This is a genomic window from Methylomonas paludis (assembly GCF_018734325.1).
GTDB classification, from domain to species: domain Bacteria; phylum Pseudomonadota; class Gammaproteobacteria; order Methylococcales; family Methylomonadaceae; genus Methylomonas; species Methylomonas paludis.
In genome coordinates this window covers 1,227,196-1,251,085 of the sequence record NZ_CP073754.1, presented here as the reverse complement: position 1 = coordinate 1,251,085, position 23,890 = coordinate 1,227,196, and the positions used below count along the sequence as shown (strand labels likewise).

Annotated in this window: 24 protein-coding genes; 6 read left to right on the top strand and 18 right to left on the bottom strand. The window is 52.8% G+C overall.

Translation table 11 applies throughout. The features are described 5' to 3' along the window. Positions 1-174: 174 nt before the first annotated feature. The 10 genes from KEF85_RS05715 to KEF85_RS05670 all read right to left on the bottom strand — a co-directional run bounded on the left by KEF85_RS05715 (position 175) and on the right by KEF85_RS05670 (position 12,131). Positions 175-543, bottom strand: a complete 369-nt coding sequence (locus KEF85_RS05715) for a hypothetical protein (protein WP_215583870.1) — start codon at positions 541-543, stop codon at positions 175-177. 316 nt (positions 544-859) lie between these two features. Beyond that, positions 860-1,333 (bottom strand): hypothetical protein, encoded by a 474-nt coding sequence (locus KEF85_RS05710; protein ID WP_215583868.1) that lies wholly within the window; start codon positions 1,331-1,333, stop codon positions 860-862. Positions 1,334-1,582: 249 nt separating this feature from the next. Next, positions 1,583-2,044, bottom strand: coding sequence for a hypothetical protein (locus KEF85_RS05705; protein WP_215583866.1), 462 nt, complete (start codon positions 2,042-2,044; stop codon positions 1,583-1,585). Further along, positions 2,041-2,349 (bottom strand): nucleotidyltransferase domain-containing protein, encoded by a 309-nt coding sequence (locus KEF85_RS05700; protein ID WP_215583864.1) that lies wholly within the window; start codon positions 2,347-2,349, stop codon positions 2,041-2,043. Before KEF85_RS05700 ends, KEF85_RS05705 begins: the two co-directional genes overlap by 4 nt. 311 nt (positions 2,350-2,660) lie before the next feature. Beyond that, positions 2,661-5,048, bottom strand: a complete 2,388-nt coding sequence (locus tag KEF85_RS05695) for a response regulator (protein ID WP_215583862.1) — start codon at positions 5,046-5,048, stop codon at positions 2,661-2,663. 1 nt (position 5,049) lies between these two features. After that, entirely contained in the window at positions 5,050-5,598 is a 549-nt protein-coding gene (locus KEF85_RS05690) for a YfiR family protein (protein ID WP_215583860.1), read from the bottom strand. A gap of 2 nt (positions 5,599-5,600) precedes the next feature. Continuing rightward, a complete protein-coding gene (locus KEF85_RS05685; RefSeq protein WP_215583858.1) occupies positions 5,601-7,631 on the bottom strand; it encodes a TonB-dependent receptor plug domain-containing protein in 2,031 nt (676 codons plus the stop codon). 873 nt (positions 7,632-8,504) lie between these two features. After that, positions 8,505-9,053 carry a YfiR family protein gene (locus KEF85_RS05680; protein ID WP_215583856.1) on the bottom strand — a complete coding sequence of 183 codons (549 nt, stop codon included), beginning with the start codon at positions 9,051-9,053 and terminating at the stop codon, positions 8,505-8,507. Between the two features lie 2 nt (positions 9,054-9,055). Next, positions 9,056-11,089: a TonB-dependent receptor plug domain-containing protein gene (locus KEF85_RS05675; RefSeq protein ID WP_215583854.1), complete on the bottom strand. Its 2,034-nt coding sequence runs from the start codon at positions 11,087-11,089 to the stop codon at positions 9,056-9,058. A 217-nt stretch (positions 11,090-11,306) separates the two neighbouring features. Continuing rightward, positions 11,307-12,131 (bottom strand): hypothetical protein, encoded by an 825-nt coding sequence (locus tag KEF85_RS05670; protein ID WP_215583846.1) that lies wholly within the window; start codon positions 12,129-12,131, stop codon positions 11,307-11,309. Positions 12,132-12,612: 481 nt separating this feature from the next. On the opposite strand from KEF85_RS05670, the gene KEF85_RS05665 reads away from it, so the two are divergent. Beyond that, positions 12,613-13,779, top strand: coding sequence for a hypothetical protein (locus KEF85_RS05665; protein ID WP_215583838.1), 1,167 nt, complete (start codon positions 12,613-12,615; stop codon positions 13,777-13,779). Here KEF85_RS05665 and KEF85_RS05660 read toward each other — a convergent pair. Further along, complete coding sequence (locus KEF85_RS05660) at positions 13,716-14,516, bottom strand: Lcl C-terminal domain-containing protein (RefSeq protein ID WP_215583830.1); 801 nt, start codon at positions 14,514-14,516, stop codon at positions 13,716-13,718. The genes KEF85_RS05665 and KEF85_RS05660 overlap by 64 nt on opposite strands. 235 nt (positions 14,517-14,751) lie before the next feature. On the opposite strand from KEF85_RS05660, the gene KEF85_RS05655 reads away from it, so the two are divergent. Then, complete coding sequence (locus KEF85_RS05655; RefSeq protein WP_215583828.1) at positions 14,752-15,204, top strand: hypothetical protein; 453 nt, start codon at positions 14,752-14,754, stop codon at positions 15,202-15,204. On the opposite strand, the gene KEF85_RS05650 is transcribed toward KEF85_RS05655, so the two are convergent. The 4 genes from KEF85_RS05650 to KEF85_RS05635 form a co-directional block, all read right to left on the bottom strand. Then, complete coding sequence (locus KEF85_RS05650; RefSeq protein WP_215583826.1) at positions 15,201-15,881, bottom strand: 3'-5' exonuclease family protein; 681 nt, start codon at positions 15,879-15,881, stop codon at positions 15,201-15,203. The two genes, KEF85_RS05655 and KEF85_RS05650, sit on opposite strands and share 4 nt — an antisense overlap. Positions 15,882-15,903: 22 nt before the next feature. Beyond that, a complete protein-coding gene (locus KEF85_RS05645; protein ID WP_215583824.1) occupies positions 15,904-16,182 on the bottom strand; it encodes a hypothetical protein in 279 nt (92 codons plus the stop codon). Between the two features lie 103 nt (positions 16,183-16,285). Next, the gene (locus KEF85_RS05640; RefSeq protein ID WP_215583820.1) at positions 16,286-16,741 is read right to left on the bottom strand and encodes a hypothetical protein; all 456 of its coding nucleotides are present in this window, start codon (positions 16,739-16,741) and stop codon (positions 16,286-16,288) included. Next, positions 16,725-17,549 carry a hypothetical protein gene (locus KEF85_RS05635; protein WP_215583818.1) on the bottom strand — a complete coding sequence of 275 codons (825 nt, stop codon included), beginning with the start codon at positions 17,547-17,549 and terminating at the stop codon, positions 16,725-16,727. Before KEF85_RS05635 ends, KEF85_RS05640 begins: the two co-directional genes overlap by 17 nt. 275 nt (positions 17,550-17,824) lie before the next feature. On the opposite strand from KEF85_RS05635, the gene KEF85_RS05630 reads away from it, so the two are divergent. Further along, positions 17,825-18,565: a LexA family transcriptional regulator gene (locus tag KEF85_RS05630; RefSeq protein ID WP_215583816.1), complete on the top strand. Its 741-nt coding sequence runs from the start codon at positions 17,825-17,827 to the stop codon at positions 18,563-18,565. Positions 18,566-18,757: 192 nt separating this feature from the next. Here the strand turns inward: KEF85_RS05630 and KEF85_RS05625 are convergent, their stop codons facing one another. After that, positions 18,758-19,354, bottom strand: a complete 597-nt coding sequence (locus tag KEF85_RS05625; RefSeq protein ID WP_215583814.1) for a hypothetical protein — start codon at positions 19,352-19,354, stop codon at positions 18,758-18,760. A gap of 412 nt (positions 19,355-19,766) precedes the next feature. Further along, positions 19,767-20,288, bottom strand: a complete 522-nt coding sequence (locus KEF85_RS05620; RefSeq protein ID WP_215583812.1) for a DUF1097 domain-containing protein — start codon at positions 20,286-20,288, stop codon at positions 19,767-19,769. Between the two features lie 315 nt (positions 20,289-20,603). On the opposite strand from KEF85_RS05620, the gene KEF85_RS05615 reads away from it, so the two are divergent. The 3 genes from KEF85_RS05615 (at position 20,604) to KEF85_RS05605 (ending at position 22,491) form a co-directional block, all read left to right on the top strand. Continuing rightward, entirely contained in the window at positions 20,604-21,929 is a 1,326-nt protein-coding gene (locus tag KEF85_RS05615; RefSeq protein WP_215583810.1) for an HD-GYP domain-containing protein, read from the top strand. Between the two features lie 200 nt (positions 21,930-22,129). Further along, complete coding sequence (locus KEF85_RS05610; protein ID WP_215583802.1) at positions 22,130-22,312, top strand: hypothetical protein; 183 nt, start codon at positions 22,130-22,132, stop codon at positions 22,310-22,312. Next, positions 22,309-22,491 (top strand): hypothetical protein, encoded by a 183-nt coding sequence (locus KEF85_RS05605; RefSeq protein WP_215583800.1) that lies wholly within the window; start codon positions 22,309-22,311, stop codon positions 22,489-22,491. Before KEF85_RS05610 ends, KEF85_RS05605 begins: the two co-directional genes overlap by 4 nt. 371 nt (positions 22,492-22,862) lie before the next feature. Here the strand turns inward: KEF85_RS05605 and amoC are convergent, their stop codons facing one another. After that, positions 22,863-23,642 carry a bacterial ammonia monooxygenase, subunit AmoC gene (amoC, locus tag KEF85_RS05600; protein ID WP_215583798.1) on the bottom strand — a complete coding sequence of 260 codons (780 nt, stop codon included), beginning with the start codon at positions 23,640-23,642 and terminating at the stop codon, positions 22,863-22,865. Positions 23,643-23,890: the final 248 nt, after the last annotated feature.

Here is a 23,890-nt window from a genome sequence, read left to right as displayed (position 1 = left end):
ACGAATTATATATTATCACGATGGTGGTCGCAAGAATCTGCAAAGGGCGTTTAGTGTTGCCGCAGCGGGTTTGGTCGTGTTGATAAAGGCTATGGGCTGATCCGGCGCAATACGGCTATCGCCTATTGCGCCCTATGGATTGGCGTGTATCGGGCTGGAAATTGCCATTAACTGCTAGTCTGCCTGAAAGCTGGTGCAGCTACCGGTGGCGCCTGGCAATAAGGTGCATTGGGCCACTACGCCGGTGGTCTGGTTGGTGATTACGGCAACATTGCTGGCAGTAGGCAATAGAATGCTGGCATTGCCGACGAGTGAGTGCGGTGAGATGGTGCCGATGGTGGCGCAATTGGGTGTGTATTTTTCGGACTGGGAGCTGTATGTGGTTTCGCAATAGGTGATGACCCCATTTTTTTGATTGAGGATAATCACTCCACCGCCGGTGGCGGCTTGTATATATTTATGGGTATCCGCGCTAACCAGGCTGCTTGATGTCCACAATATCAGGCTTATCAATGACTTAATCGCATTAGTTTTATTCATCATAGTGTTATTAGCCTCAGTGTTGTGGTGGTTAGCCGCTTTTACCGGCCTTTTGCTGTTAAAAGAACCGATTCTGCGCTAATTATCTGGAAATTAAATATTTTTTTATCAAAAACAGATAACTGGATTGAGGGTACCAAGCGATTGCTGATTAGGCAAGTCTCAAAATATCATGAAGCTAAGTTTGGCTTGGTAGCCGGCGCAATACGGCTATCGCCTATTGCGCCCTATGGAGAATGTGGGGTCAGGTCTTGAGTTTTGTTTTTAGACCTGCGCCGCTAAGCGGGTAGCGGCTTAGCGGCGTGTTGCGGCGGAACGCTTATTGGCCCAGGGTCCACTGATTGGTTTGGGGGTTGAGGCAGGCGTGGCGGTTTTCGGTTAAGGTTTGGCCGTTGGGTAATGTGACCACTTCCTGCAGTACCTGGCATTGTTGCTGGGTTTGCGCATTGACTACGCTTTGGCCGGTGGGGTTAAGGGCGATGGCGCTGCCGGTTTGTGGATTAACCCATTGTTGATTTTGGGTGATGTTGCCGGATTGCAGTGCGGTGCCCAATTGTTGCAGGCGGTATTGCTGATCGACAGTTTGCAACTGGCTGCCGATTTGGCCACCGGCCACACTGGCCGCCATGTGCTGGGTGATGGCATTGGTTAATGCGCCTTGCACGGTGGTATTGGGGTTTAGGGCGGCCAGGGCGGCTTGGGTGCCCAGGTTGGACAAAGAGCCGCCGTCGTTGGCGCAACCGGCCAGTAAACAGGTGCATGCCAGGGTTGAGATTTTGCTTAAAATTTTCATAATACTTGCTGGTTAATGGTCAAAAAATATGACGGTAAGACGGATGGACGGGCTTGAGACCAGAGCCGGAGGCGGCATTTTGGCTTGGGCCGTGCTTGTTATTATGCCATTGCTGTTATCTCAAGGCCATGCTTTATGATTGCCTGATTTTGGTGTTTTTGCGATAGCAGAACGCCGGACAGGCTGGGAGTGTTTGCGGTGGATTGCCTGCGGCGCATCCACTCTACTGGGTTAAGCCGCCCGATACGATTATTTTAGGTAAGACTGGGCAAATGCGCTGACGCTGTCCAATACCGCTAGTAATTGCCCGGCTAAGCCGTAGGCTTTGTTTAATATTTCCGCCTGCAAGTCGGGATTTTCTGGATAATCATGTGCAAACGCATTGCGAATTTCCCGCAACAGCAGCCAGTCGTCGGCGGAAGGGATGGCGCCGATTTTTTCCAGCCGATTCAGTTTGTCGATAAAGGCGTTCAGCTCGCCCGGTTCTTTGGTTAATTCCAGTACGGCGGGAAATAGTTTTGCTCCCATTAAATCCTGTAATTTACTGAAGCGGGTACTAAACTGATCCAGTACGGCCAGTTCCATATCGCTCAACCCTGGCAAGGTGGCTGCTGAAAACGGCAGTTGCGGTTGTAATTGCTGCATGGCCCATTGCAGGCGATCGGCATGGCGTTGACATTGGCTTAGGATTTCTACGCTAGCGTCGGTCATTGCAGTAACACGCCGGATTCTCTGGCAATGCGGTAGATGGGTAACTCCTCGGCATCGTTGCGGCGGTGTAATACCACATCGATTTTCTGCTCACCGATTTTTTTGTGCAACTCGCGCAAGAATTGTAATTTGGCGCTTATCAATTCTGCGGCATCCTGTCGTTGCGCTTCGATGTATAAATCAATATCTCCACCTCTGGCCTGATCATCGACTCTGGAACCAAACAACCAGACTCTGGCATCGGCACCAAAATATTTTAAGGTACTGTCACAAATGATTTGTTGTTGCCGGGCGGTGATGCGCATAAATTGAATACCAGGGTATTTGGATGGTCAAACTGGATATGTTTGAATTATAAGCCCAGCTAGGGTGTTTTTGCGATAGCAGAACGCCGGACAGGCTGGGAGGTGTTTGCGGTGGATTGCCTGCGGCGAATCCACCCTACAGGCTGTTATCTCAAGGCCATGCTTTATGATTGCCTGATTTTGGTGTTTTTGCGATAGCAGAACGCCGGACAGCCTGGGAGGTGTTTGCGGTGGATTGCCTGCGGCGCATCCAGCGGTTGAACCGCCGGATGCGGAAAACTGTTTGTCCGGTGATGTGGGGGGCACTCCCGTCATCCCGAGCCGGTTGGGGGTAAGTCTGCTTCGGCTGGTTGGGGTTTGGCTGTCCATTTGTCTATCATTTGCAGGAATTGTTCTTTTTTGAAGGGCTTGGCTATGTAGTCGTCCATGCCGGCTGCCCGGCATTTTTCCCGGTCTCCGGACACGGCGTTTGCGGTGAGGGCGATGATGGGGAATCCGGGTAGTTGGCCCAGGCTTTGGCGGCGGCGAATTTCGGCGGTGGCGGCGTAGCCGTCCATGATCGGCATCATGCAGTCCATCAGCACCAGGTCGAAACTGTTTTGTTCTAGGGCTTGCAAGGCTTCCTGGCCGTTGTTGGCCACGTTTACCAGAAAGCCCATTTTTTTGAGCATGGCTTTGGCCACTTCTTGATTGATGCGGTTGTCTTCCACCAGCAGGATGCTGATGCCGGAAGCCGGGGTTGGTGCCGGTTTGTCTGCGGCCCAGGCGGTGTCTGCATCTAGCTGGGCCTGTTGCGGGCCGGCCAGCAGCTTGCCGAGTTCCAGTTTGCGTACCGGTTTGACCAGGCTGGCGGCGAAACCGGCTTTGGCGGCGGCATCGGCTTCGTTGCTGGACAGGGCGGTGGTGAGCATTAGTAAGGGGATGTTGCTGAGTGGGGGCTGCTGTTTGATGCGGTTGCCCAGTTCCAGTCCGGACATGCCGGGCATATTCATGTCGATGACGATGCGGTCGTATCCGCTACCGCTCTGCTCTGCTTTGTTCAGCAGTTCCAATGCTGAGTATGAATCAGCCGCCGCATCAATACGCATTCCCCAGGAACGGGCGTATTCGACCAGGATGTTGCGGTTGGTGGCGTTGTCTTCGACGATCAGCAGCCGCAATCCGGCGAGTTGGGCCTTGAAGTCCGGCAGGTGGTTCTGGCTGTCGGCGGGAGACAGCGGCAAGGTGAAAAAAAATGTGGCGCCATTGTCGGGTTCGCTGGCCACGGATATGCCGCCGCCCATCAGTTCCACCAGTTGTTTGGATATGGTCAGCCCCAGGCCGGTGCCGCCGTATTGGCGGGTGGTGGAGCCGTCGGCCTGGGTGAAGGCCTGGAATATTCTGGGCAGGATGGCGGGATCGATGCCGATGCCGGTATCGCGTACCCCAAACTGGATCTGCACGGGTTCGGGCTGATTGCCGCTATCGACAGGCTTGCCGGTGCTGATGATTTTCAGGTAGATGGTTATTTCGCCCTGTGGGGTGAATTTGATGGCATTGCCCAGTAAATTGATTAATACCTGACGAATCCGGGTTGGGTCTCCGCGTACGTATTGCGGAACGTCGGTGGCGATGGCGCAGTTGAGTTCCAGGCTTTTGCTGTGGGCTTGTTTGGCGAACAGTTCGGCGATGTCTTCTATCAGGTTGTGCAGGTCGAAATCGAGGTATTCTATTTCCAGGTGGCCGGATTCGATTTTGGAAAAGTCGAGTACATCGTTGATGATGCTGAGCAGGGATTCGCCTGAGCTATGCACGGCGTTGACGAAGCGGCGCTGGGTGTTGGTGAGTTCGGTGCCCAGCAATAGTTCGGTCATGCCCAGCACGCCGTTCATGGGGGTGCGGATTTCATGGCTCATACTGGCCAGAAACTGGGATTTGGCGATATTGGCTGACTCAGCCACATCCTTAGCCAGGCTAAGCTCGTGGGTGCGGGACGCGACTTCTTCTTCCAGATGGTTACGGTGTATTTCCAGCTCCCGGTCTCTGGTGTTGATTTGTTCGAGCATGGCGTTGAAGGAGTCCACCAGGGCGCCGACTTCGTCGTTGGATATCCGTTCGGCCCGGCTGGCATAATTGCCGGATGTGCTGACCTGACGGGCGGTTTCCGCCAATTGGATGACGGGCCGGGTTAAGGCCAGTACCATGCGTTGCGTCAGGAGCCGGGCCAGCATGAAGGCAACCAGAAAACCGGCGGCGGTTAAGCCGAGATTGAGCAGCAGATCGCGCCACATGATGTTCAGCGAATAATGCAGGGTCAGTTGGCCGACGCTGTCATGGTCGCTGAGTATGGGCTGGGTGTGGATAAGCTCCCGCCAGGGCAAAAACGCCGGCAGCGGCAGGCTGTTTCCGGTGCACAGAATAGCGATGTCGCGGCCATCGGGCAGGGTCAGCACGGCATCGGTGATGGCGGATATTTCGCGCAGGGAATCCAGGGTTTGTTGCGCGGTTTTCTGGTCTTGAAACACCAGTGCGGCTTGCAGGTCGCTGCTGGTGACTCTGGCCAAGCCGGTTAGTTGTTCGTGGGCGGCATTCAGTGAGTTCCGGATTTCGTTTACCGTGATAAAGGCAAATACCAGGAATAGTGATCCGGCCAGATTGATCAGGATGATATGGATTAATTTATCCGCTATCGATCTGTCATGAGTAGTTTTTGTGCTCATTCTATTTACCCCTAACATCCCTGGCTATTTTTAAGACCTGCGAATTTAAATTTAATCCGGCATTTCTGACACTGGTCAGATCCACCTCAAACTGTAAGCGGTTGTCGCTTTCTATCAGTATGATCATACCACCCATTTCCAGGAAGTCAGGCTTGTCACTCACGGTAAGAATAGGTTGGTTTGCGGCCTGTTTCAACCATTGACTGATGTTATTGCTGTTTTCGTTCTGATCCAGAAACAGTAGTTGGCAGGTATGTGAATCTTTGCTGGTTTCCAAGGGCCTGATGATTACTTTTTTGTTTTGGGCCAGGTGACCTGCCAGAGCCTCCAGATTGGCTGCCAAGCGCCCGCTTTTGCTAACGCAAATTGTCATTTCGTTGATGGTATCGGCTACCGGCCATTCGGTGAATTTGAGAAAATTGTACAGATAGGCCAGGGTTAATTCTTCTATGGACGAGGCGGAAATGGCTGCTGCCGCGCCGGCATAGCTGATCAGGCAGATCAGTGCCACCAGTCCAGTGCGGTTAAGGAATCGGTAAAATCGGCGCATGTTCAGAAGTTGTATTCCACCCGCAATCTGGCGGTGCGGCCGTCCATGGCCAGTGTGTCCTGCAGCTGCCCGCTGCTGGCCGGCACCAGATAATTCTGGTTAAGCACGTTGTAGATGCCCAGTGCGCCCTGGAAGCCGTGCCAGGGCTTGATCAGGCCGAAGTTGATATTCATCAGGTGGTAGGCGGGGGTGATATGTCCGGCCAGGGTCAACTGCTGATCGACGAATAATTCTTCGATACCCAGTTGGAAACGGTCGTCCAGGAAGGGTTCGGCATAATGGGCTTTGACCAGATTATTGGGCGAGCTTTGCGCCCAGCCGTTATAGCCGGGGGTAATTTGCTGGGTGGTGGTATGGGTCCAGCTTAGTTTTAATATGCGATTGTTTTGCCATTGCTGTTCGGCCTCCAGCTCAAAGCCGTGGGCGTAATATTTGCCGGCATTGATAAACCCGCCATAGGTGGCGGATGTCGGGTTTAAATCCTCCAGCAGGACTTTTTCCATGTCGTTGTAAAACAGGGTGCCGAGTAATTTGACACCATCGCCGGGCCGGAATTCGGCAACGGCTTCGTAACTGGTAATCAGTTCCTGCTTGTTGTTGGCGTTGGCGGCATAACCCATGGCGTTGCTGTTGCGTTCGTAAAAATTGGGGGCGCGGAACGCTGAGCTATATAACAGCTTGGTGGTGAGCGTCGAAATCGGGTCCCAGATCAGTCCGGCCCTGGGATTGAGCTGCAGGCCGTTGATCATGTGGTTCTGGTCCAGGCGGGCGCCGGCGTTTATCAGCAGGTTGTCGGCCAGCCGGTATTCATCCTGCAGGTAGACACCTGCCCTGGTGCCGGATTGGTAGTTGTTGTTGAACAGTTGATAGGGGTTGATGTTGTAAACCAGTAGTTGTTGCATGTCGTCGTATTGCAGTTCTACGCCGCTGATCCATTTATGCCCGGCAAACTGGGTGCCGGTGAGTTTTAGTTCGCCGCCCCACCAGCGGGCATTGGCGGTATCGTAGTTGAGGACAGTGGCGCCGCCGATGGCCAGCGGGGTATAACCGGCATATTTATACCAGTGGTGAAAACCTCGGGTTTCCAGGGCCAGGCCGTTTGCGACATCGGTGTGGTAATCCAGATCCAGGTAGGCGCTGCGATCTTCGTTATTATCGGCGCTGTTGTTGAAAATACCGCCGTAGGAGGCGGTGGGGTCTTGTTTAAAGCGGTCGACCAAGCCGCCGTGAAAGGCCAGGTTCCGGTAATTGAGCTGGGTGAAGATGCGGCTGCTTTGTTCGTGGTCGATGTTCTGGGCTATGCCGTTATGGATGCCGGCAAATTGCGGAAAAAACAATTGGTTGTTACCGTTGCTGGCATATTGGGAGGCGTTGAGTAATACATCCACGCCGTTATCAAATTGTTTGCCGTAAGTGCCGCGCACTCGATATGTGTCTAGCGTGCCGCCCTCGGCGGTTATTTTGCCGCCGTTAAAATCTTTGCCTTGCTTGGTGATGACATTCACCACCCCCAGCAGGGCGTTGCCGCCGTAGACGGATGAGCCGGAGCCGGGCAGGTATTCGATGCGCTCGATCAGATTCATGTCCAGCATGAATTCTTCGCCGATGAAGCCGGAGTCATAGATGGCGTCGTTCATGCGCCGGCCATCGATCATGATCAGCATCCGCGAGCCGTAGTCGCCGGGGCGCATGAAGCCACGGGCGCCGACATAGTTGTAATCCCGGTCGTTGCGGACATACAGCCCGCGTATGGCGCCCAGGGCATCGGCCAGGGTGCGCCAGTTGAATCGGCTGATATCTTTGGCAGTGAGGACTTCTACCGCAGAGGGCGCTTCTGAGGATTTTTGTTTGAAGCGCGAGGCTGAGCTGATCTCGACATTGGCCAGTTCGGCCAGTGACAGGTCTAACACCGGATTGGCGGTGTCTGCCGTGACTGGATTAAGGTAAGCGGTAATAAGGAATAAAATCGCCTGCCGGCCCTGCCGGAAAACTGTTTTTGTTGGGCGCTCCCCTAAATCCGCAGATTGGGTCATTAGCTATTCCTGGAGAGGGGTGAATAAACAAGATAGCGGGCTGTTGCTATCCAATTTAAAACATTCTGAAAAAATAGAGCGGTGATGACCGGGTGCCTTCCTGGCACGCTAAGTAGAGTTTATCCTGAAAAACCGGTTAAGGTCTATTAAAAAAATGGGGGCCGGTTCAATTATCATGCTGCCCCGGGGGGGGAAAGGCATGGTTCGCGATTGATGCGCATCACTGGGTTCAGCACTTCCTAAAAACGGCACAAGACCGTATACATAGCCTCGATGTAGCTACGCGGATCTAGGGTGCAGGTATCAAGTTGATTTTGGCTTCAAGCGGTACGGGACATAGTTGAATCCCGCTGACCCTGCTTTGATTAAGGCCAGGCTGCGAACCCCTCGATTCCACTACGTTGCATCGAGGCTACGGGTCGCGATGATGTCGGCTATGGTTGCCGGTTGCGCAGGGTGTTTTGGGGATAGCTAAACACCAAACAGCCTAGAAGTTTTGGCGGTGCAGAACCTAGTTGAATTCCGCTGCCCCGCTTTGATTAAGGCCAGGCTGCGAACCCCTCGATTCCACTGCGTTGCATCGAGGCTACGGGTCGCGATGATGCCGGCTATGGTTGCCGGTTGCGCAGGGTGTTTTGGGGATAGCTAAACACCAAACAGCCTAGAAGTTTTGGCGGTGCAGAACCTAGTTGAATTCCGCTGCCCCGCTTTGATTAAGGCTAGGCCGCGAACCCCTCGATTCCACTACGTTGCATCGAGGCTACGGGTGGCGATGATGCCGGCTATGGTTGCCGGTTGCGCAGGGTGTTTTGGGGATAGCTAAACAAACAGCCTAGAAGTTTTGGCGGCTTGCCTAGCGGCGAAGCCACCCCACTATTTACCCCTAACATCCCTGGCTATTTTCAGGACTTGGGAATTTAAATTTAATCCGGCGTTTCTGACGCCGGTCAGATCCACTTCAAACTGTAAGCGGTTGTCGGCTTCTATCAGCATGATCATGCCGCCCATGTCCAGGAAGTCCGGCTTGTCGCTGACGGTAAGTATGGGCAGCTTTTCGGTCTGTTTCAGCCATTGGCTGATGTTTAGGCTGTTTTCGGTCTGATCCAGAAACAGGATCTGGCAAGTACGCGGATCCTTGAGGGTATCCAAGGACTTGATGACCACTTTTTTGTTTTGGGCCAGGCGGCCTGCCAGTGCATCCGGGTTGGCTGCCAAGCGCCCGGCTTTGCTGACGCAGATGGTCATTTCGTTGATGCTATCGACTGCCGGCCATTCGGTGAATTTGAGAAAATTGTACAGATAGGCCAGGGTTAATTCTTCTATGGAGGATGCGGAAACCGCTACCGCTGCGCCGACATGGCTGAGCAGACAGATCAGTGCGACCAGTCCAGTGCGGTTTAGGGATCGGTAAAGTCGGCGCATGTTCAGAAGTTGTATTCCACCCGCAAGCGGGCGGTGCGGCCATCCATGGCCAATGTATCTTGCACTTGCTGGGCGCTGCCCAAGGCCAGATAATGCTGATCCAGCACGTTGTAGATGCCCAGTGCGCCCTGGAAGCCGTGCCAGGGCTTGGTGAGGGCAAAGTTGATGTTCATCAGGTGGTAAGCCGGGGCAATTTGATTGGCCAGGGTCAATTGCTGATCGATGAATAATTCTTCAAAGCCCAGTTGGAAGCGGTTGTCCAGGAAGGGTTCGGCATAATGGGCTTTGACCAGGTTATTGGGTGAACCTTGCGCCCAGCCGTTGATGCCGGGTGCCACTTGCTGGGTGATGGTATGGGTCCAGGTTAATTTGAGCAGCCGGTCGTTGTGCCATTTCTTTTCGCTGCCCAGTTCAAAGCCGTGGGCGTAATATTTGCCGGCATTGATGAAAGCGCCATAGGTGGCGGATGTCGGGGTTAGATCCTGGAGCAGGACTTTTTCCATGTCGTTGTAAAACAGGGTGCCGAGCAATTTGATGCCATCGCCGGGCCGGAATTCGGCAACGGCTTCGTAACTGGTGATCAGTTCCTGTTTGTTGTTGGCGTTGGCGGCAAAACCCAGTGAGTTGGTGCTGCGTTCATAGAGGTTGGGGGCGCGGAATGCCGAGCCGTATAATAATTTGGTGGTCAGCGTCGAAATGGGGTCCCAGATCAGTCCCACCCGCGGATTGAGCTGCAGGCCGTTGATCATGTGGTTCTGGTCCAGGCGGGCGCCGGCGTTTAACAGCAGGTTGTCGGCCAGCCGGTATTCATCTTGCAGGTAAACGCCGATCCGGGTGCCGGACTGATAGCTGTTATTTAATAGCTGATAGGGTTTGATGTTGTAGTTCAGCAGTTGCTGCAGGTCGTCGTATTGCAGTTCTACGCCGCTGATCCATTGATGGGATTTAAACTGGGTGCCGGTGAGTTTTAGTTCGCCGCCCCACCAGCGGGCATTGGCGGCATCGTAGTTGACGACGCGGCTGGCATCGATGGCCTGGGGGGTAACGCCGTAATAGTTGTACCAATGGTGAAAGCCGCGAGTCTCCAGGGCTAGGCCTTTAGCGACATCGGTGTGGTAATCCAGATCCATATAGGCGCTGCGATCGTCGACATAGTTGTAACTGTCGTTGAAGATAGCGCCGAAGGAGGCGGTGGGGTCTTGTTTGAAGCGGTCGACAAAGCCGCCGTGAAAGGCCAGGTTATGGTAATTCAGTTGGGTGAAGACCCGGCTGCTTTGTTCATGGTCCATATTTTGGGCAAAGCCGTTATGGGTGGCCGAGAATTGCGGAAAATACAGCTGGCTATTGCCGTTGCTGGCGTATTGGGAGGCGTTGAGCAGGATATCGACATCATTATCAAATTTTTTGCCGTAGGTGCCGCGCACCCGGAAGGTGTCCATGCTGCCGCCTTCGGCGGTTAGTTTGCCGCCGTTGAAGTCCTTACCCTGTTTGGTGATGACGTTAACCACGCCCAACAGGGCGTTGCCGCCGTAGACGGATGAGCCGGAGCCGGGCAGGTATTCGATGCGCTCTATCAAATTCATGTCCAGCATGAATTCTTCGCCGATGAATCCGGAATCGTAGGCGGCATCGTTCATGCGCCGGCCATCGACCATGATCAGTAAGCGCGAGTTGTAGTCGCCGGGGCGCATGAAGCCGCGGGCGCCGGCATAGGAGTAGTCTCTGTCGTTACGGATATACAGCCCACGGATAGCGTTGAGGGCATCGGCCAGGGTGCGCCAGTTGAAGCTGGTGATGTCTTTGGCAGTGAGGACTTCTACTGCCGAAGGTGCTTCGGAGATTTTTTGTTTGAAGCGGGAGGCTGAGGTGATCTCGACATTGACCAGTTCTGCCAATGGCAGGTCTAAAACCTGATCGGCGTTGTCCGCTGCTGCCGGATTAAGGCAAGCCAATGAAATACTGAATAAAACCGTCTGCCGGCCATGCCGGAAAGCAGTTTTTGTCGAGCGCCCCCCGAAATCCGCAGATTGGATCATTAACTATTCCTGGAGATGGGTGGATAAACAAGATAACTGGATTTTGCTATCCAATTTAATTCATTCTGAAAAAATAGGGCCGTGATGATAGGCTGCCGGCTAAGCGCGGTCTGGGTGAGTTTATCCTGAAAAACCGGTTAAGGTCTATTAAAAAATGGAAAAAATGGGGTCAGGTTCAATTATTATTGTCGGTAATTGTACCTGAACCCATTTTTGCTTAGTCGTAGACTTTTTCGGTTTTGTTGGCGTCGAAATGGATGTTGGCTTTGAGAAAAAACAGATCCGAGCCTTCGGTGAGGCCAAAACCCAGTCCCAGTGAGGAGCGAAAGGTATCCAGCAATACGGTGTGTACGGTGGGTACTACATAGTGCTGTTGCTGGCCGACCGGGGTGACGTCATTGACTTTGCCGGGTGAGCCGTAGACTTGCAGGCCCAGTCGGGTGCCTTCGGTTATTTGATAGCTGGCTTCGCCGCGCCAGCCGATTTCAAAGACTTCGCGGCGGTTGTCGCCGATGAATACCTTATCTATATCCGGGGCGTTGATGATAATGGTCCATTTGTCGATGTCTTTTTGCATGGTGGTCATAAATTCGGCTTCGACCTGGTCGTCATTAAACTTGTTGCTCCACCACTCTATTTCGCTATACCAGCCTAAATCTATCGGTAATTCGCCTTGTTCGGCTATGCGGCCCCGAAACCGGAATTTGGAACCGGTGTACTGCAGATCGGCACCATCCGGTTTAGCCACATTCAGGTAATAGGCGAAGTCGATTTTATCGGTCAGTCCGTATTCCAGTTCCAGGGCGTAGCGCCACATATTCTGGCTGGCATAGGTTGGTGAGGTGCCGCCCTGGCCTTGGGCATGACCGGAGGCGATAAAGCTGGACAATAACTGCGGATCAAATTTGCCCTGGCCCTGGGTTTTGTAGGTATAGACCTGAAATTCAAATGGATCGACATCTGCGTGAGCCGACGTTAAACAGTGACCCGCCAATAAACCGGAAAGCAGGCATAGCTGTGTCGCAGACTGTTTATATGTCATGGGTATCTTGAGTCCGAAAATTGATTTATACGAATGATAACAATTCTCATTTTCGTAAGTCAAGCAAAATACCCTTGCCGGCATCAGGGCAATCGCACTTAGTTACTTTGCTGCACGTTGAGTAAATAATCGTCATTCAAATCAGCTTGCTGTTGTGGTTTAATAGCAGCAGACAATCTGATAGCGTGATAAACCAGCAAAATCAAGCGCAGAGTGATATCCCGTACAGCTAATTCAGCGCCATTTTGACCAGAACTTTAATTTGAAGTGGTGCTTCAATGCGCTTATAAACATCCAGTGCTTAACCAATACTTTGCCGGCAGCGCCAGAGGCTGTGCCGAGTCCGCAGGCGTATGATGCGCGATTGATGCGCATCACTGCGTTCAGCGCATCCTACGAAATATCCGTCAAGCCCAGATTGGTCGACAACTCGTTTCCGTTTGCGGATTTTCAGCAAAATTTACCATGAGGAGGAATTACGATGAATAGCCGTACAAAATACATTTATGTCACTTTGCAGTCCGCTGTTTTTCTGGCTTTGTCTGCCAATCTTAGCGTGGCGGCCTCATTGCATCCTCTTGAATCAGTCAATGGTGTGATTTGGGATGTCAGCGCAGACCGTATTTTGTATGAAGATCCCAGTAAAACTTTGCATATCCTGGATCGCAACACCGGCGCTAATACTGTTATTCCCTTGGCTGGTGCAAGTTCGCCAGAATACGGTTATCTTAGCCCGTCTGGCGCTATTTTTGCTGCATCGTCAAATAGTGGTTCGGTTTTTAGCATGGTTTATCAGTATCAGAATCAAACCTTAAGCGTTTTAGAAAACCATTTGGATTCTCAGTTTTCACTGAAGGTTGCCGGTAATTATGCTATTTGGAATGCCTATTCTAACGGGTCTTTGCTGATAGAAAGGAATCTGTCTACAGATACCAATCTAACGGTGGCAAGCAATGTCGGTAACTGGGTGAATGATGTGACGGCTACCGGTGTTGTGGATTTTTGGAGTTATCCAGGTTATGACATACATCGTTATGCAAATGGTGTCACTACTTCTGTCGCACATGACAGTTCATTTTGGAATGTTTATGTGAGTACGGATGGGATTAATTCAGTTTACATTAAACAAGATCCCTGTTGTTCCAATCAGAAATATCAGCTGATGGAAGCGACACCTAGCGGAGAAATTGCACTGACGCCAAGAAGCAGCTTCGAGCCGGATCAAGGTCGTAATTTTCAGATCAATAATGGCTGGGTTGCTTTTACTGAGGCTGATGCGCTTGGTGTACAACAAGTCTGGCTGAAATCACCCAATGGCGAATTGAGCCAAATTACTCATGGGCAAAACAATGCTCAAATAGATAGTTTGAGCAGCACCGGACAGTTGACCTATTTGCTGGACGGTAAGCTTTATGTGAATGGCGACAGCATTGGGATAAGTGGTTTACACCCTGATATAGTTGGCGGGATTTCGGTTGGCTCTTCCCATAGTTTTTGGGAGGGTAATCAGTTATTGATCTCTAATGGCGCGACATTGTATTCGGTATCCACGGTGCCCGAACCCCCAGCCATTAGCTTTTTCGGCTATGGTTTTGTTTTATTGGCTTTGTTACTCGGCAAAAGGTTCGGCACAAACATGCCCAGTTGAAAGCCGGCGCTATGGGCATTTTTGAGGCAAGGACTGCTTAAAACCAATATTCCCAACATAAACAGCCAGTTGAGATTCAATTCCGGCACAGCGGCGATACTGCCGGGACTAACGGGCCAGACATACAATTGATTAATTTTACTGGTGTTGTACTGGTCGCCGTTGAGGGTAATAAAATCCCAGGCTATGCTGGGAAAAGCCGCATATTCCAAACCCGACCAATAGACATAGGGCTGGACATTGGCGAACGGGCCTGAGGGCATGATATTGCCGGCTGTACCGCCTAATTCGGTGTAAAACAATTCGCCTAATTGGCTATTGGTAACATAGTAGTCATAGCTTTCATCCGGCTGGCTAGGCAAAGCCCACAGATGGGAGCCGCCGTAATTCTGGGTATTCAGGTAATGCATAAAGGCTTGCCCTGCCCACCAATCGACTTTGCCGTTACTGCCGAAATCTGCCGCTGTCAGTACATAATTTCCATTGTCATAATTATTTGCGGTGTCATGAATCACGCCGTTGCTGGCAGCAATGATGGCATTGACCATTACGCTATAGCCATTATTGTTTTCCAGGCTGGCTAGCAGGTTGGCATCTTGAGTCCAGGTGGTATTGCTGCCGCTGTTATAAACCAAGCTTATTCCATTGACAGTTTCTGGGGTCAAACTTGCCTGACTATCCTGGCTTATCAGTCCGCAAACCAAGCCGGCTGCCAACAGGGTTCTTCCGGGTCGCATGTCGCTCTCCTGAGCAGGTTTTAGGTAAGGTGTAAGTGCTGAGTTTTAACCGCTGCCAACCATTGATTGATCTATGGCAAATAAACCTGTTAGAAGCTAGCATATTTTCTGTATACCAACAATAACTTCCTGAAAACTTATCTGGCACTGGCGCAGACAAGGGCAGCGCTTGTCACAAAACCGTTACATACAGTGGCTAACATGGTTTTTTTGTTATTAAACTCAGCTCAATATCATGTCTAAACTGCTAATTAGCTTATTTATAATCATGTCTGCCCTGCCCTATCAGCAGAGTCTGGCCAGTGCTCAACATGCTAAACCTGGGCAGGTGTCCAGCACTTGCCGCTATAACGAAGGCCCTAAACTGGGTCAGGTGGAAGATTTGGCCGGTAAAGCCAAGCCTTTGGCTATCGGTAAGCCCTGTACTGACGGGGCCGGTAGTTTGGGTATTACGGTGTTGGATGCTGATGATGAAGCCGAGGAAGAGGCGGAGGAAGCCGCTAAAATTCAGGCGGCACAGACTGCGGCGCAAAGCCGTTCCCTAGCCCCGCAGGCCAGCACTTGCAAGTTTTTCCAGGGCAAAAAAACCGGCCTGCAGGAAAGCTATGTGGGCAAAATTCAGCCCTTGCCGCTGGGCAGTGACTGCACCGATGGTTTGGGCAGTATCGGCGTAATCGTGCCGGATTAATCTTTAAACAACATGCGCTTGTATAAGGCCCGGCTCAAACTCACGGCCTGGCGGTTATAGGCGGCTATTTCGTCATAGCGGCCGGCCAGCCATAAGTCATAGATTTGGCTGCCGTCCAGGCCGGGCTGTTCGGCCAGGGCCAAACCTTGAGCCAAAGCGGCCAGACTGCTTTGGCCGTTGCCGTCGCCGTTCCACATGCGACTGGTGTCAAACACCCGGTCATCCCAAAGCCCGGCGTCCAGCGGTAAGGCCAGACTGGGCCGCACCCGGCAGATCACGCAGCGCTGCCAGAGAAAGCGTAAATCAAAACCGCTGATGTAATGCCCCACCCAGCGTCGGATGGGCAGGCGCCGGCCCTGGCTGTCGCTGACTTCGGCCAGTTCCAGCATGAATTGTTCCAGCAGGCTGCGTTCGCTGGCCTGGTCATCGCGCCAGAAGGCCATGACGGCACCGTCATCGATGGCCCAGGCGATGGAAAAGATTTCCCCATATAAGCCATCCAGCGCGGTTTGCCGATGTTTTTTGGCCGCCGCCGCCGGTAATTGCTGTTGATACCATTTGGCTATGCTGTCGGGCTGGCTGTAGTTGGCGGGTGGTTTCAGGCTGTGCCGGATCTGAGCTATCAGCTGTGCTTGCTGACTGGGTATGGTTTGGATATCCAGATAAAGTGTGGCCATCAGATTTACTCGCAAAGCGGGCTTAGTAGGCGGGTTCTATTATGGATGCGCTGATATCGCGCCTTACCAGCGGAAATTTGTCGGCTATCTGCAGACGCAGATTTTGCCCGGCGGCCCAGGCGCTTAGTTGCGCGGTGGTGATGGTACGGGCCGGGCCGAAGCGACGATTGCCGTCGGCATCGGTGGCCAGCACCACCGGCCCGGCCAGCGCCCAGTGGTCGGGCTGATTGACATCAGCCAGAATAAAATGCCGGTCACCGACAATTGCCCGGCGCTGAAATTGATCATCGGGATTTTCCATTTTGTGCTCCTATAGGTGGCAAATGTGCTTGGTAAACGGCTATGTGTGCTTTGAAAATAAGGTAATGTCTCAGCGTAATCCGGTAGAGCCTGTTTAAATCGGCTTAATGCAACTGCCCGCGGCCCAGGCCTTTTGCCGCCTGCATCAAGCGGCGCCGGTATTCAAGGCGCTGCTCCGGATTCAGGCTGCGATAGCGTAAATGGGCCTGGACGATGTTTTGAAAACGCTGCATATCGTCGCCGCGCCACCAGATTTGTGCGGCGGCGGCTTTCAGTACATAGCGGCGGCTGCGCTCGTCCAGTTTGATGAATTCCCGGGCCAGATACACCAGACGCTCGGCATAGGGCCAGCGCCAGCCGCCGGCCTGCAGATATCTGGCTTCGCCGGGCCGCAGCGGTTGAAAGGTCTCTTGCCAGAAACGCAGCGCCGATACTTCCGCCATGATAGGCAAAGGCAGCAGTATGTCCGGCGCGCTATCCTGGAGGTATTCCAGCAGTGAGACCTTGATAGCCGGCTTAGCGCTGGGCGGGGCGCAATCTTGTTTAAACTTTTTTGGCATGGTATTGCTCCTCGGCGATTTTGATGAATTTGGCCGGGTGGATGATGAAATCAAACGAGGCCTGAAATACGGTGCCATCCCGGCCCCGGCAGCGGCCCATCAGAAAATCCGAGCGACTGATGTGGCGAAAATAATGCCGCCAGCTGGCCAGGTCATCCAGTTCATCGGCCCACAAGGCTTTGATGTGACGGCGGCGGCTGTCGGTGAGTTTGTAAACTCTGGGCAGACCGGGCAAACATTCGTGATAGGCGCTGACGATGGCCTGGTATGGCGGAGCCGGGGCGCGGGCGATGCCAAGGTCTGCACTACCGTCAGGTAGTGGGTTTTTAACCTGAGTACCGGAATCCTGATGAGTGGGGTGGTGGTTAAGTGCCTGCCCCTGGGTGGTTGCAGACCAGTGGCCGGGGTTAGGCGCATCAGCTGCGGCGCAGCTGGGTTGCTGGTCGGCGGTGCCGGGTTGCGGGGTGCTTGTGGGGTGGTGATTCGGCACGGATTTATCCGTATCGGCCTTGGGCAGATAAAACAGTAGATAATCGGCATCCTCCAGACGTTCGATCAGCCCGGCCCGCTTCAATTGCGCTAGGGCGGCACGGATGGCATCCTTGCTGGCTTTGGGCTGTATCTGCCGGTTAACCAGTTCCTGCACGGTTTCGGCCAGCATGGTCAGACTTATGCGCCGGCCAGGGCCGCCGCAGATGCGGCTGCGATAATCCATATAGCGGCGGATACCGCGTAAATAAATAATCTGCGCCCGCAGTGGTAAACCTTGCAAAGCATCATCTTCCGCATCATTCCAGGCCGTTCTCATTGCTATCCATCTCCACACCAGATTCAGCCCCAGCCAAAAAAGCCCGGCCAGAGGCCGGACAGGCGGGGTAGTTAATGAGGCAGACTATATTCCCGATCTGCCGGCGGTAAACTTGTTTAGCTAATTAGCAGCTCTAAGCCTTGTATTTGCTGAGCTAAGCGCCGCTAACCAGCGAACCGGTAGCGATATTAGCGTATTGCTAAATAAAAAACAAGCATATTTATCGAATTGCACATTTACATTTTGCTAAAAGGTGGTTTAATACGCACATGAATATGACAATCAAAGAAATTAGAACCGAAAATCTGGTGCTGCTGCTCAAACAGTCGCAGCTGACTCAGGCTGAGTTTGCCAAAAAAGTCGGCACTTCCGCAGCTTATATCAGCCAAATCCTCAGCAGCAAAATTAGACGTTATATGGGGGATATGGTGGCCAGAAACATAGAAATGGCTTTTGGCTTATACAAAGGCTGGATGGACCAGCGCCACGATACGGCGTTAATTGATTTTGGTCGCAGTATTAATCCGGAAATTCCGGCCAATGCTGAATTTATCGGCGACCTGGAAACCTGGGACGATGGCGCACCATTGGCTCAGGGTGAAATTGTGCTGCCCAGGTTTCCCGATTCCACCCAGCTTGCTGGAATAGGTTTACCCAATATGCGAAAACTTCCCATCCCAATATTGCGTTTTTCCAAAGCCAGCCTCAAACAACTGGGCATAGAGGAAAAGAATATCAAATGCCTGAATATCAGCGGCAACAGTATGGCGCCGGTATTGCCGGAGGGCACTATTCTGGGTGTGGATATCAGTAAAACCGCCATTACCGACGGCGATCTGTATGCCATAGACCATGCCGGCAGCCTGCGGGTAAAAATGATTTACAAAATGGTCAGCGGCGGGATTCGGCTGCGCAGTTACAATATACAGGAATGGCCGGATGAGTTGATAGGCCTGGACGAAATCAAAAAAGTCAAAATCGTTGGCCGGGTGTTCTGGTGGACGGTACTGCGCTAGGCGTGTACCCATCTTATTTGGCCGGATACGGCGTAGGATGTGTGAAGGTAGTGATGCGCATCAATCGAGAACCATGCGCCTCCAGAGTCGGCACATCCGCTAACACTGCCGGGTGATGCTAGTCAACCACTAGCCGGGGCAGGATGGCCGGGCCAAGCATGACGCTACCCGGCTACCCTGCCGCTCAAAAACTTAAGCATCACCGGCAATGATATCCAGCTTTTCTTCCTCAGGCTGCAATTGCGGTAACGGCGGGCTGCGGTGTTTATTAAGCGCCAGGAAACCCAAAAAACCGGCCAGGGTCAGCCACACGGTGACGGGCAAATGTTTCTCCACACTCAGCACCGCCGCCAGTCCGGTAACAGGCTGGACATTGTTCACGGTCAGTGTGTTCTCGGCAGCATCGGGCGCGGTTTTGAACAGCATTTGCCAAACATTGACGTTTTCCGGATCATGAACCGCGCCGGTGTCGCTGATCCAGGTGCCGTTGGCATACCATCCCAGCTGAAATTTTTCTGAACTGCCCAGCCGGGCGGTTTGTCCGCCGCTGCTGATGTCCCAATTTCCCCGGTCTTTGCTGAATTTAATGCTGGCATTGCCGTTAACCGTCAAGATAGGCTTGGTGGTGGCATCGAGATTGCCCACCGGAAATATGCCGATCTCGGCGGAGCCAGTGTGGCTGATCATCACAGTATCGACGTTTTCAGAGGGTAGCCAGACGCTGGCGTTGGCGGTTTGGGCGCTGATCAGCAAGCCCAACAGCAAAGGTTTGTTAATTTTTCTAGCCATTCTATCATCCTTTTTGAGAGGTTTGCGGCGCTTTAGCAGGCTGCTTAACAATAGAATTGTCGCGGGCCGAAGCGTTTGCAGCAGGCATCCGGCTTTTGATCAAGACTGCGGCAAACCTGAATCAGCTGCACAACAAGCGGTCAAAAGCAGGGGTAAATGGTTTATCTAAGCTGAAAATCTCCTGGTGTTTAGGCTGAAAAAAACTGTAGCGACTGAGGTATTGCGGGTTGAAAGTTTTCTATATTAGTAGTTTAGACTACTATCTAAAAAATTTGTTCATCATTGAATATTACCAAACCGATATGACAATTTAAAGGCCTGATTATTTGATTTTTGCGAAATGCAGCACATTTTTTTGCCGAGTACTCGATTTGATGCCGGCGCAGAACCGGCATCAAACTGGCAGGCGAGTTTAAGCTTTAGTCCATTTTGCAGCTAATTGGCCGGAAAGTTGGCCAAAAAAGGTGCCCAATATAAAGGAAATGGAAATAACCACCAGTGGATTGAGCAGGGATACGCCCAGCAAAACTTCCGGTTTTAAAGTGTCTGGTGTTTGCAGCAAATAGGCAAAAGTTGAAGAATAGCCCAATACGCTGACAGGAATGACTGACAATTGCGGAATCCGCGCCGCCAGACATAAAACCACCACGGCCACGGCAACGGTAATTGAAGCCAGGATGTTGAAGCCGGGTGCCACTTCAGGCACGATTTCGGTAATCAGTAATGCGGTAATCCAGGCCATAAATACCCCGAATATGCCGCATACGATGGTGTCGATCAGGGCTTTTTTGTTCGCGCCCAATAAAAAATAGGCTGCCCAGGCGATGGTGGCCGCCCAGATAAAGAATACGCCACTGGCAGGGCCTACTGCCAGAAAGGTAGCGACACCGGCTAATACGCCTATGCTTAAAGAAAGTGCTGTCAATTTATCCATAATTTTACCTCGGGTGGTGCATCTCATTCGATGGGTTGAACCGGCGGCACATTGAGATGGTTTACGCGGCCGGCAAGATATGAACCCAAGCCGGACCGGCCAGCAGGGTTCTGCACCATCATAGCAAATTTTCGGCAAATGGGATGGCACGGTTTGCTGTCCAGGCCCACCGTTATAGTCCTGATCGGCAATGACCAGACTGCCCGGCAAGCTTAATGTTGTACAATTAGCCTATTAAGGTCTGGCAGGCCGGACGGTTTTATAAGGTTTAACAGACTGGCCCCACAATAGTACAAAGTTGTTTAATTAGCCCTGATGACAAAAATCCAACGCCCAGGCTTTTCCGCCAGCCACACTATTTACCGGAAGATTTTACAGCGGCTGTTTCTGGGCTGGCTGCTGCTGTGCCTGGTATTGGGCGGCGGCATGTTATGGCTGGAAATTGACCGCATTGAGCAATTTGTGCGGATTCTGGCCATGCGGGAAGCCCAAATTTTGAGTGCCGAAAGCGTGCATAATCTGGCGGAACTGGATGGTAAAACTCAGCAGCATTTGCACCAACTGGCGGAAAAGCTGGTGGAAGAGCACTTTCTGGTGGTGGAGTTGTACGATTTAAACAAAACGCTGCAACTGGAAGCGGTGCGCAAAGGCAGTGAAGCGGTGGAATATCACGCCAATAATTACCGGCATAAATTTCCTCAGGCCGATGGTTTTAGTCATGAAATGCATCTGATTGATGATCAGATGCTGCTGGTGATCCTGGTGCCGCTGAAATCGCGGTTCGACGACAGTCAGATCGGTTATTTTGAAGGTGTATACCAGGTTGATCAGGGTACTTTTGCCAAAATCCGGCAGGACGTGTTGCGTACCCTGATTTTCGTCAGTCTGGGCACTTCTTTTGCCACCCTGTTAATGTATCCGATGGTGGTAACGCTGATACGCGGCGTGGTAAAACTGTCCGGGGTGTTGTTGCAGGGCAATCTGGAGTTGCTGGATGTGCTGGGCTGCGCCATTTCCGAGCGCGATGCCGAAACCAATAGTCATAATTACCGGGTAACTTATTATGCGCTGAAGCTGGGCGAGGCCGCCGGCCTGAGCGCCGACAGCCTGCGCCGGCTGCTGGCCGGCGCGTTTTTGCATGATGTCGGCAAAATCGGCATCCGCGATCCGATTTTGCTGAAACCGGGCAAACTGACGCCGGCCGAGTTTGAAGTGATGAAAACCCATGTTTCGCTGGGCGTGGATATCGTGGCCAAATCCAGCTGGTTAAGCGGCGCTCGCGAAGTGGTGGAATGTCATCACGAAAAATTTGACGGCAGCGGCTATCCGCGCGGCCTGGTCGGCAAGCAAATTCCAGTCAATGCCCGGATTTTTGCCATTGTCGATGTGTTTGACGCCCTCACCTCGGTGCGGCCTTATAAATCGGCCTGGTCTATCAACGAAGCGCTGACGCATCTGCAAGCTTACAGCGGCAGCCACTTCGACCCGCAATTACTGGCGCTGTTTACCGACATGGCTGTTGAGTTATATCAGGAAGTCAGCCCATTGGACACCCAGCAACTGGAAAATCTGTTACACCCTTTGTTTGGCCAATATTTCTTTGTGGTGCCGGGTAAGCTGGGCAATGGTGATTCCCGCTGACTCTGGTTTGATTGAGGCTGCGCGGTGAATTCCTCGATTCCACTGCGTTGCATCGAGGCTACGGGTGGCGATAAGGCTGGTTATGGTAACCCACGGTTTTGGTGGCTTGGCTCGGCGAAGCCACCTTACGGGGCTTTGTGGTGCCGGGTAAGCTGGGCAATGGTGATTCCTGCTGGCCTTGGTTTGATTGAGGCTGCGCGGTGAATTCCTCGATTCCACTGCGTTGCATCGAGGCTACGGGTGGCGATAAGGCTGGTTATGGTCGCCCACGGTGTTTGGTGGCTTGGCTGGTGGTGAAGCCACCTTACGGGGCTTTGTGGTGCCGGGTAAGCTGGGCAATGGTGATTCCTGCTGGCCTTGGTTTGATTGAGGCTGCGCGGTGAATTCCTCGATTCCACTGCGTTACATCGAGGCTACGGGTTGCGATAAGGCTGGTTATGGTCGCCCACGGTGTTTGGTGGCTTGGCTGGTGGTGAAGCCACCTTACGGGGCTTTGTGGTGCCGGGTAAGCTGGGCAATGGTGATTCCCGCTGACCTTGGTTTGATTGAGGCTGCGCGGTGAATCCCTCGATTCCGCTGCGCTGCATCGAGGCTACGGGTGGCGATAAGGCTGGTTATGGTCGCCCACGAGTTTGGTGGCTTGGCTGGCGGCGAAGCCACCTTACGGGGCTTTGTGGTGCCGGGTAAGCTGGGCAATGGTGATTCCCGCTGACTCTGGTTTGATTGAGGCTGCGCGGTGAATTCCTCGATTCCACTGCGTTGCATCGAGGCTACGGGTTGCTATAAGGCTGGTTGGTGAATCCCTCGATTCCGCTGCGCTGCATCGAGGCTACGGGTGGCGATAAGGCTGGTTATGGTCGCCCACGGTGTTTGGTGGCTTGGCTGGCGGCGAAGCCACCTTACGGGGCTAAATGTAAGCTGAGCCCATTAATTTTAGGGGGCGTCTTCGAGTTGGTCGAGTAATTGGGTCATCCGCGCGACTGCCTGTAGCAGGATGCCGCCTACTCCCAGCGAAAACCACACGCCAATCACGAAGCCCCAGTGGATGGGCGCGGCGAAAAATTCTTCGCGGAACCAGAAGGTGTGGCCCCATTCATTGAAGCCGACACTGACCAGTATCATGAACGGGCCGAATACGGCCAGGGTTAACGGTAACGAAATCTGGTTGGCGTACAGCGGCAAGCGGGTTCTGGCGTAGAGCCAGGCCGAGCCGCCCAGCAGGATATACATGGGGAAGCAGAAATAAAACACCACGATATGATTGGCGGTAAATGGGGTATCGCGGATCACTACCTGATGCCAGGAGTTGTCCTGTTCGGCAAAATAGCTGCCGGCCCAGTACACGGCGAAGGTGTAGATGCTGATCCACATGGTCAGGGCAAAATAACGGCGCAGTTCTTCTCTGGGCTGGATGGTTTCCAACTGTTGGTCGCGGCTGCGCCATAGATAGATCCATAATAGTGCGGTGGCTGACAGTAAGGCGATGATTTCGCCGTAAAACAGCCGCATCCAGTATATGGCGTATTCGGGCAGGGTGGAGTCCAGGCCGGTGTTGACGGCGTTGGCGCCCTGGTATAGGCGTAAGCCGATATAGATGGAGGTCAGCAGGGCGAAGCCGCCGATGTATTGGTATAGGTCTAGTAAATACCAGGGCAGCCGGGGTGTGGTTTCTTGGCTGGTGGTACTTGGGGATGGGGTTAATATGGTGCTCATTTTGAACCTCTGGGTTTGGTGTTTATAAGGTCTGGTTTAATGCCGGTTTTCGCACCGGCGGGCGGCCCCTGCGGGGGGCCTCGATTCCACTACGTTGCATCGAGGCTACGGGCTGGCGCGATTGATGCGCATCACTGCTTTCATCATCCTACGAAGCAGTTTTGGTGGATTGCCTAGCGGCGAATCCACCCTACCCTCTTTAATGAAGGCCAAGCTGTATCCATCGATTGCCCTGCGTTGCAGCAACT

Coding starts and splice junctions, on each gene's coding strand:
- KEF85_RS05715 (WP_215583870.1), bottom strand. CDS start 543: ATGATGAATAAAACTAATGCGATTAAGTCATTGATAAGCCTGATATTG.
- KEF85_RS05710 (WP_215583868.1), bottom strand. CDS start 1,333: ATGAAAATTTTAAGCAAAATCTCAACCCTGGCATGCACCTGTTTACTG.
- KEF85_RS05705 (WP_215583866.1), bottom strand. CDS start 2,044: ATGACCGACGCTAGCGTAGAAATCCTAAGCCAATGTCAACGCCATGCC.
- KEF85_RS05700 (WP_215583864.1), bottom strand. CDS start 2,349: ATGCGCATCACCGCCCGGCAACAACAAATCATTTGTGACAGTACCTTA.
- KEF85_RS05695 (WP_215583862.1), bottom strand. CDS start 5,048: ATGAGCACAAAAACTACTCATGACAGATCGATAGCGGATAAATTAATC.
- KEF85_RS05690 (WP_215583860.1), bottom strand. CDS start 5,598: ATGCGCCGATTTTACCGATTCCTTAACCGCACTGGACTGGTGGCACTG.
- KEF85_RS05685 (WP_215583858.1), bottom strand. CDS start 7,631: ATGACCCAATCTGCGGATTTAGGGGAGCGCCCAACAAAAACAGTTTTC.
- KEF85_RS05680 (WP_215583856.1), bottom strand. CDS start 9,053: ATGCGCCGACTTTACCGATCCCTAAACCGCACTGGACTGGTCGCACTG.
- KEF85_RS05675 (WP_215583854.1), bottom strand. CDS start 11,089: ATGATCCAATCTGCGGATTTCGGGGGGCGCTCGACAAAAACTGCTTTC.
- KEF85_RS05670 (WP_215583846.1), bottom strand. CDS start 12,131: ATGACATATAAACAGTCTGCGACACAGCTATGCCTGCTTTCCGGTTTA.
- KEF85_RS05665 (WP_215583838.1), top strand. CDS start 12,613: ATGAATAGCCGTACAAAATACATTTATGTCACTTTGCAGTCCGCTGTT.
- KEF85_RS05660 (WP_215583830.1), bottom strand. CDS start 14,516: ATGCGACCCGGAAGAACCCTGTTGGCAGCCGGCTTGGTTTGCGGACTG.
- KEF85_RS05655 (WP_215583828.1), top strand. CDS start 14,752: ATGTCTAAACTGCTAATTAGCTTATTTATAATCATGTCTGCCCTGCCC.
- KEF85_RS05650 (WP_215583826.1), bottom strand. CDS start 15,881: ATGGCCACACTTTATCTGGATATCCAAACCATACCCAGTCAGCAAGCA.
- KEF85_RS05645 (WP_215583824.1), bottom strand. CDS start 16,182: ATGGAAAATCCCGATGATCAATTTCAGCGCCGGGCAATTGTCGGTGAC.
- KEF85_RS05640 (WP_215583820.1), bottom strand. CDS start 16,741: ATGCCAAAAAAGTTTAAACAAGATTGCGCCCCGCCCAGCGCTAAGCCG.
- KEF85_RS05635 (WP_215583818.1), bottom strand. CDS start 17,549: ATGAGAACGGCCTGGAATGATGCGGAAGATGATGCTTTGCAAGGTTTA.
- KEF85_RS05630 (WP_215583816.1), top strand. CDS start 17,825: ATGACAATCAAAGAAATTAGAACCGAAAATCTGGTGCTGCTGCTCAAA.
- KEF85_RS05625 (WP_215583814.1), bottom strand. CDS start 19,354: ATGGCTAGAAAAATTAACAAACCTTTGCTGTTGGGCTTGCTGATCAGC.
- KEF85_RS05620 (WP_215583812.1), bottom strand. CDS start 20,288: ATGGATAAATTGACAGCACTTTCTTTAAGCATAGGCGTATTAGCCGGT.
- KEF85_RS05615 (WP_215583810.1), top strand. CDS start 20,604: ATGACAAAAATCCAACGCCCAGGCTTTTCCGCCAGCCACACTATTTAC.
- amoC (WP_215583798.1), bottom strand. CDS start 23,642: ATGAGCACCATATTAACCCCATCCCCAAGTACCACCAGCCAAGAAACC.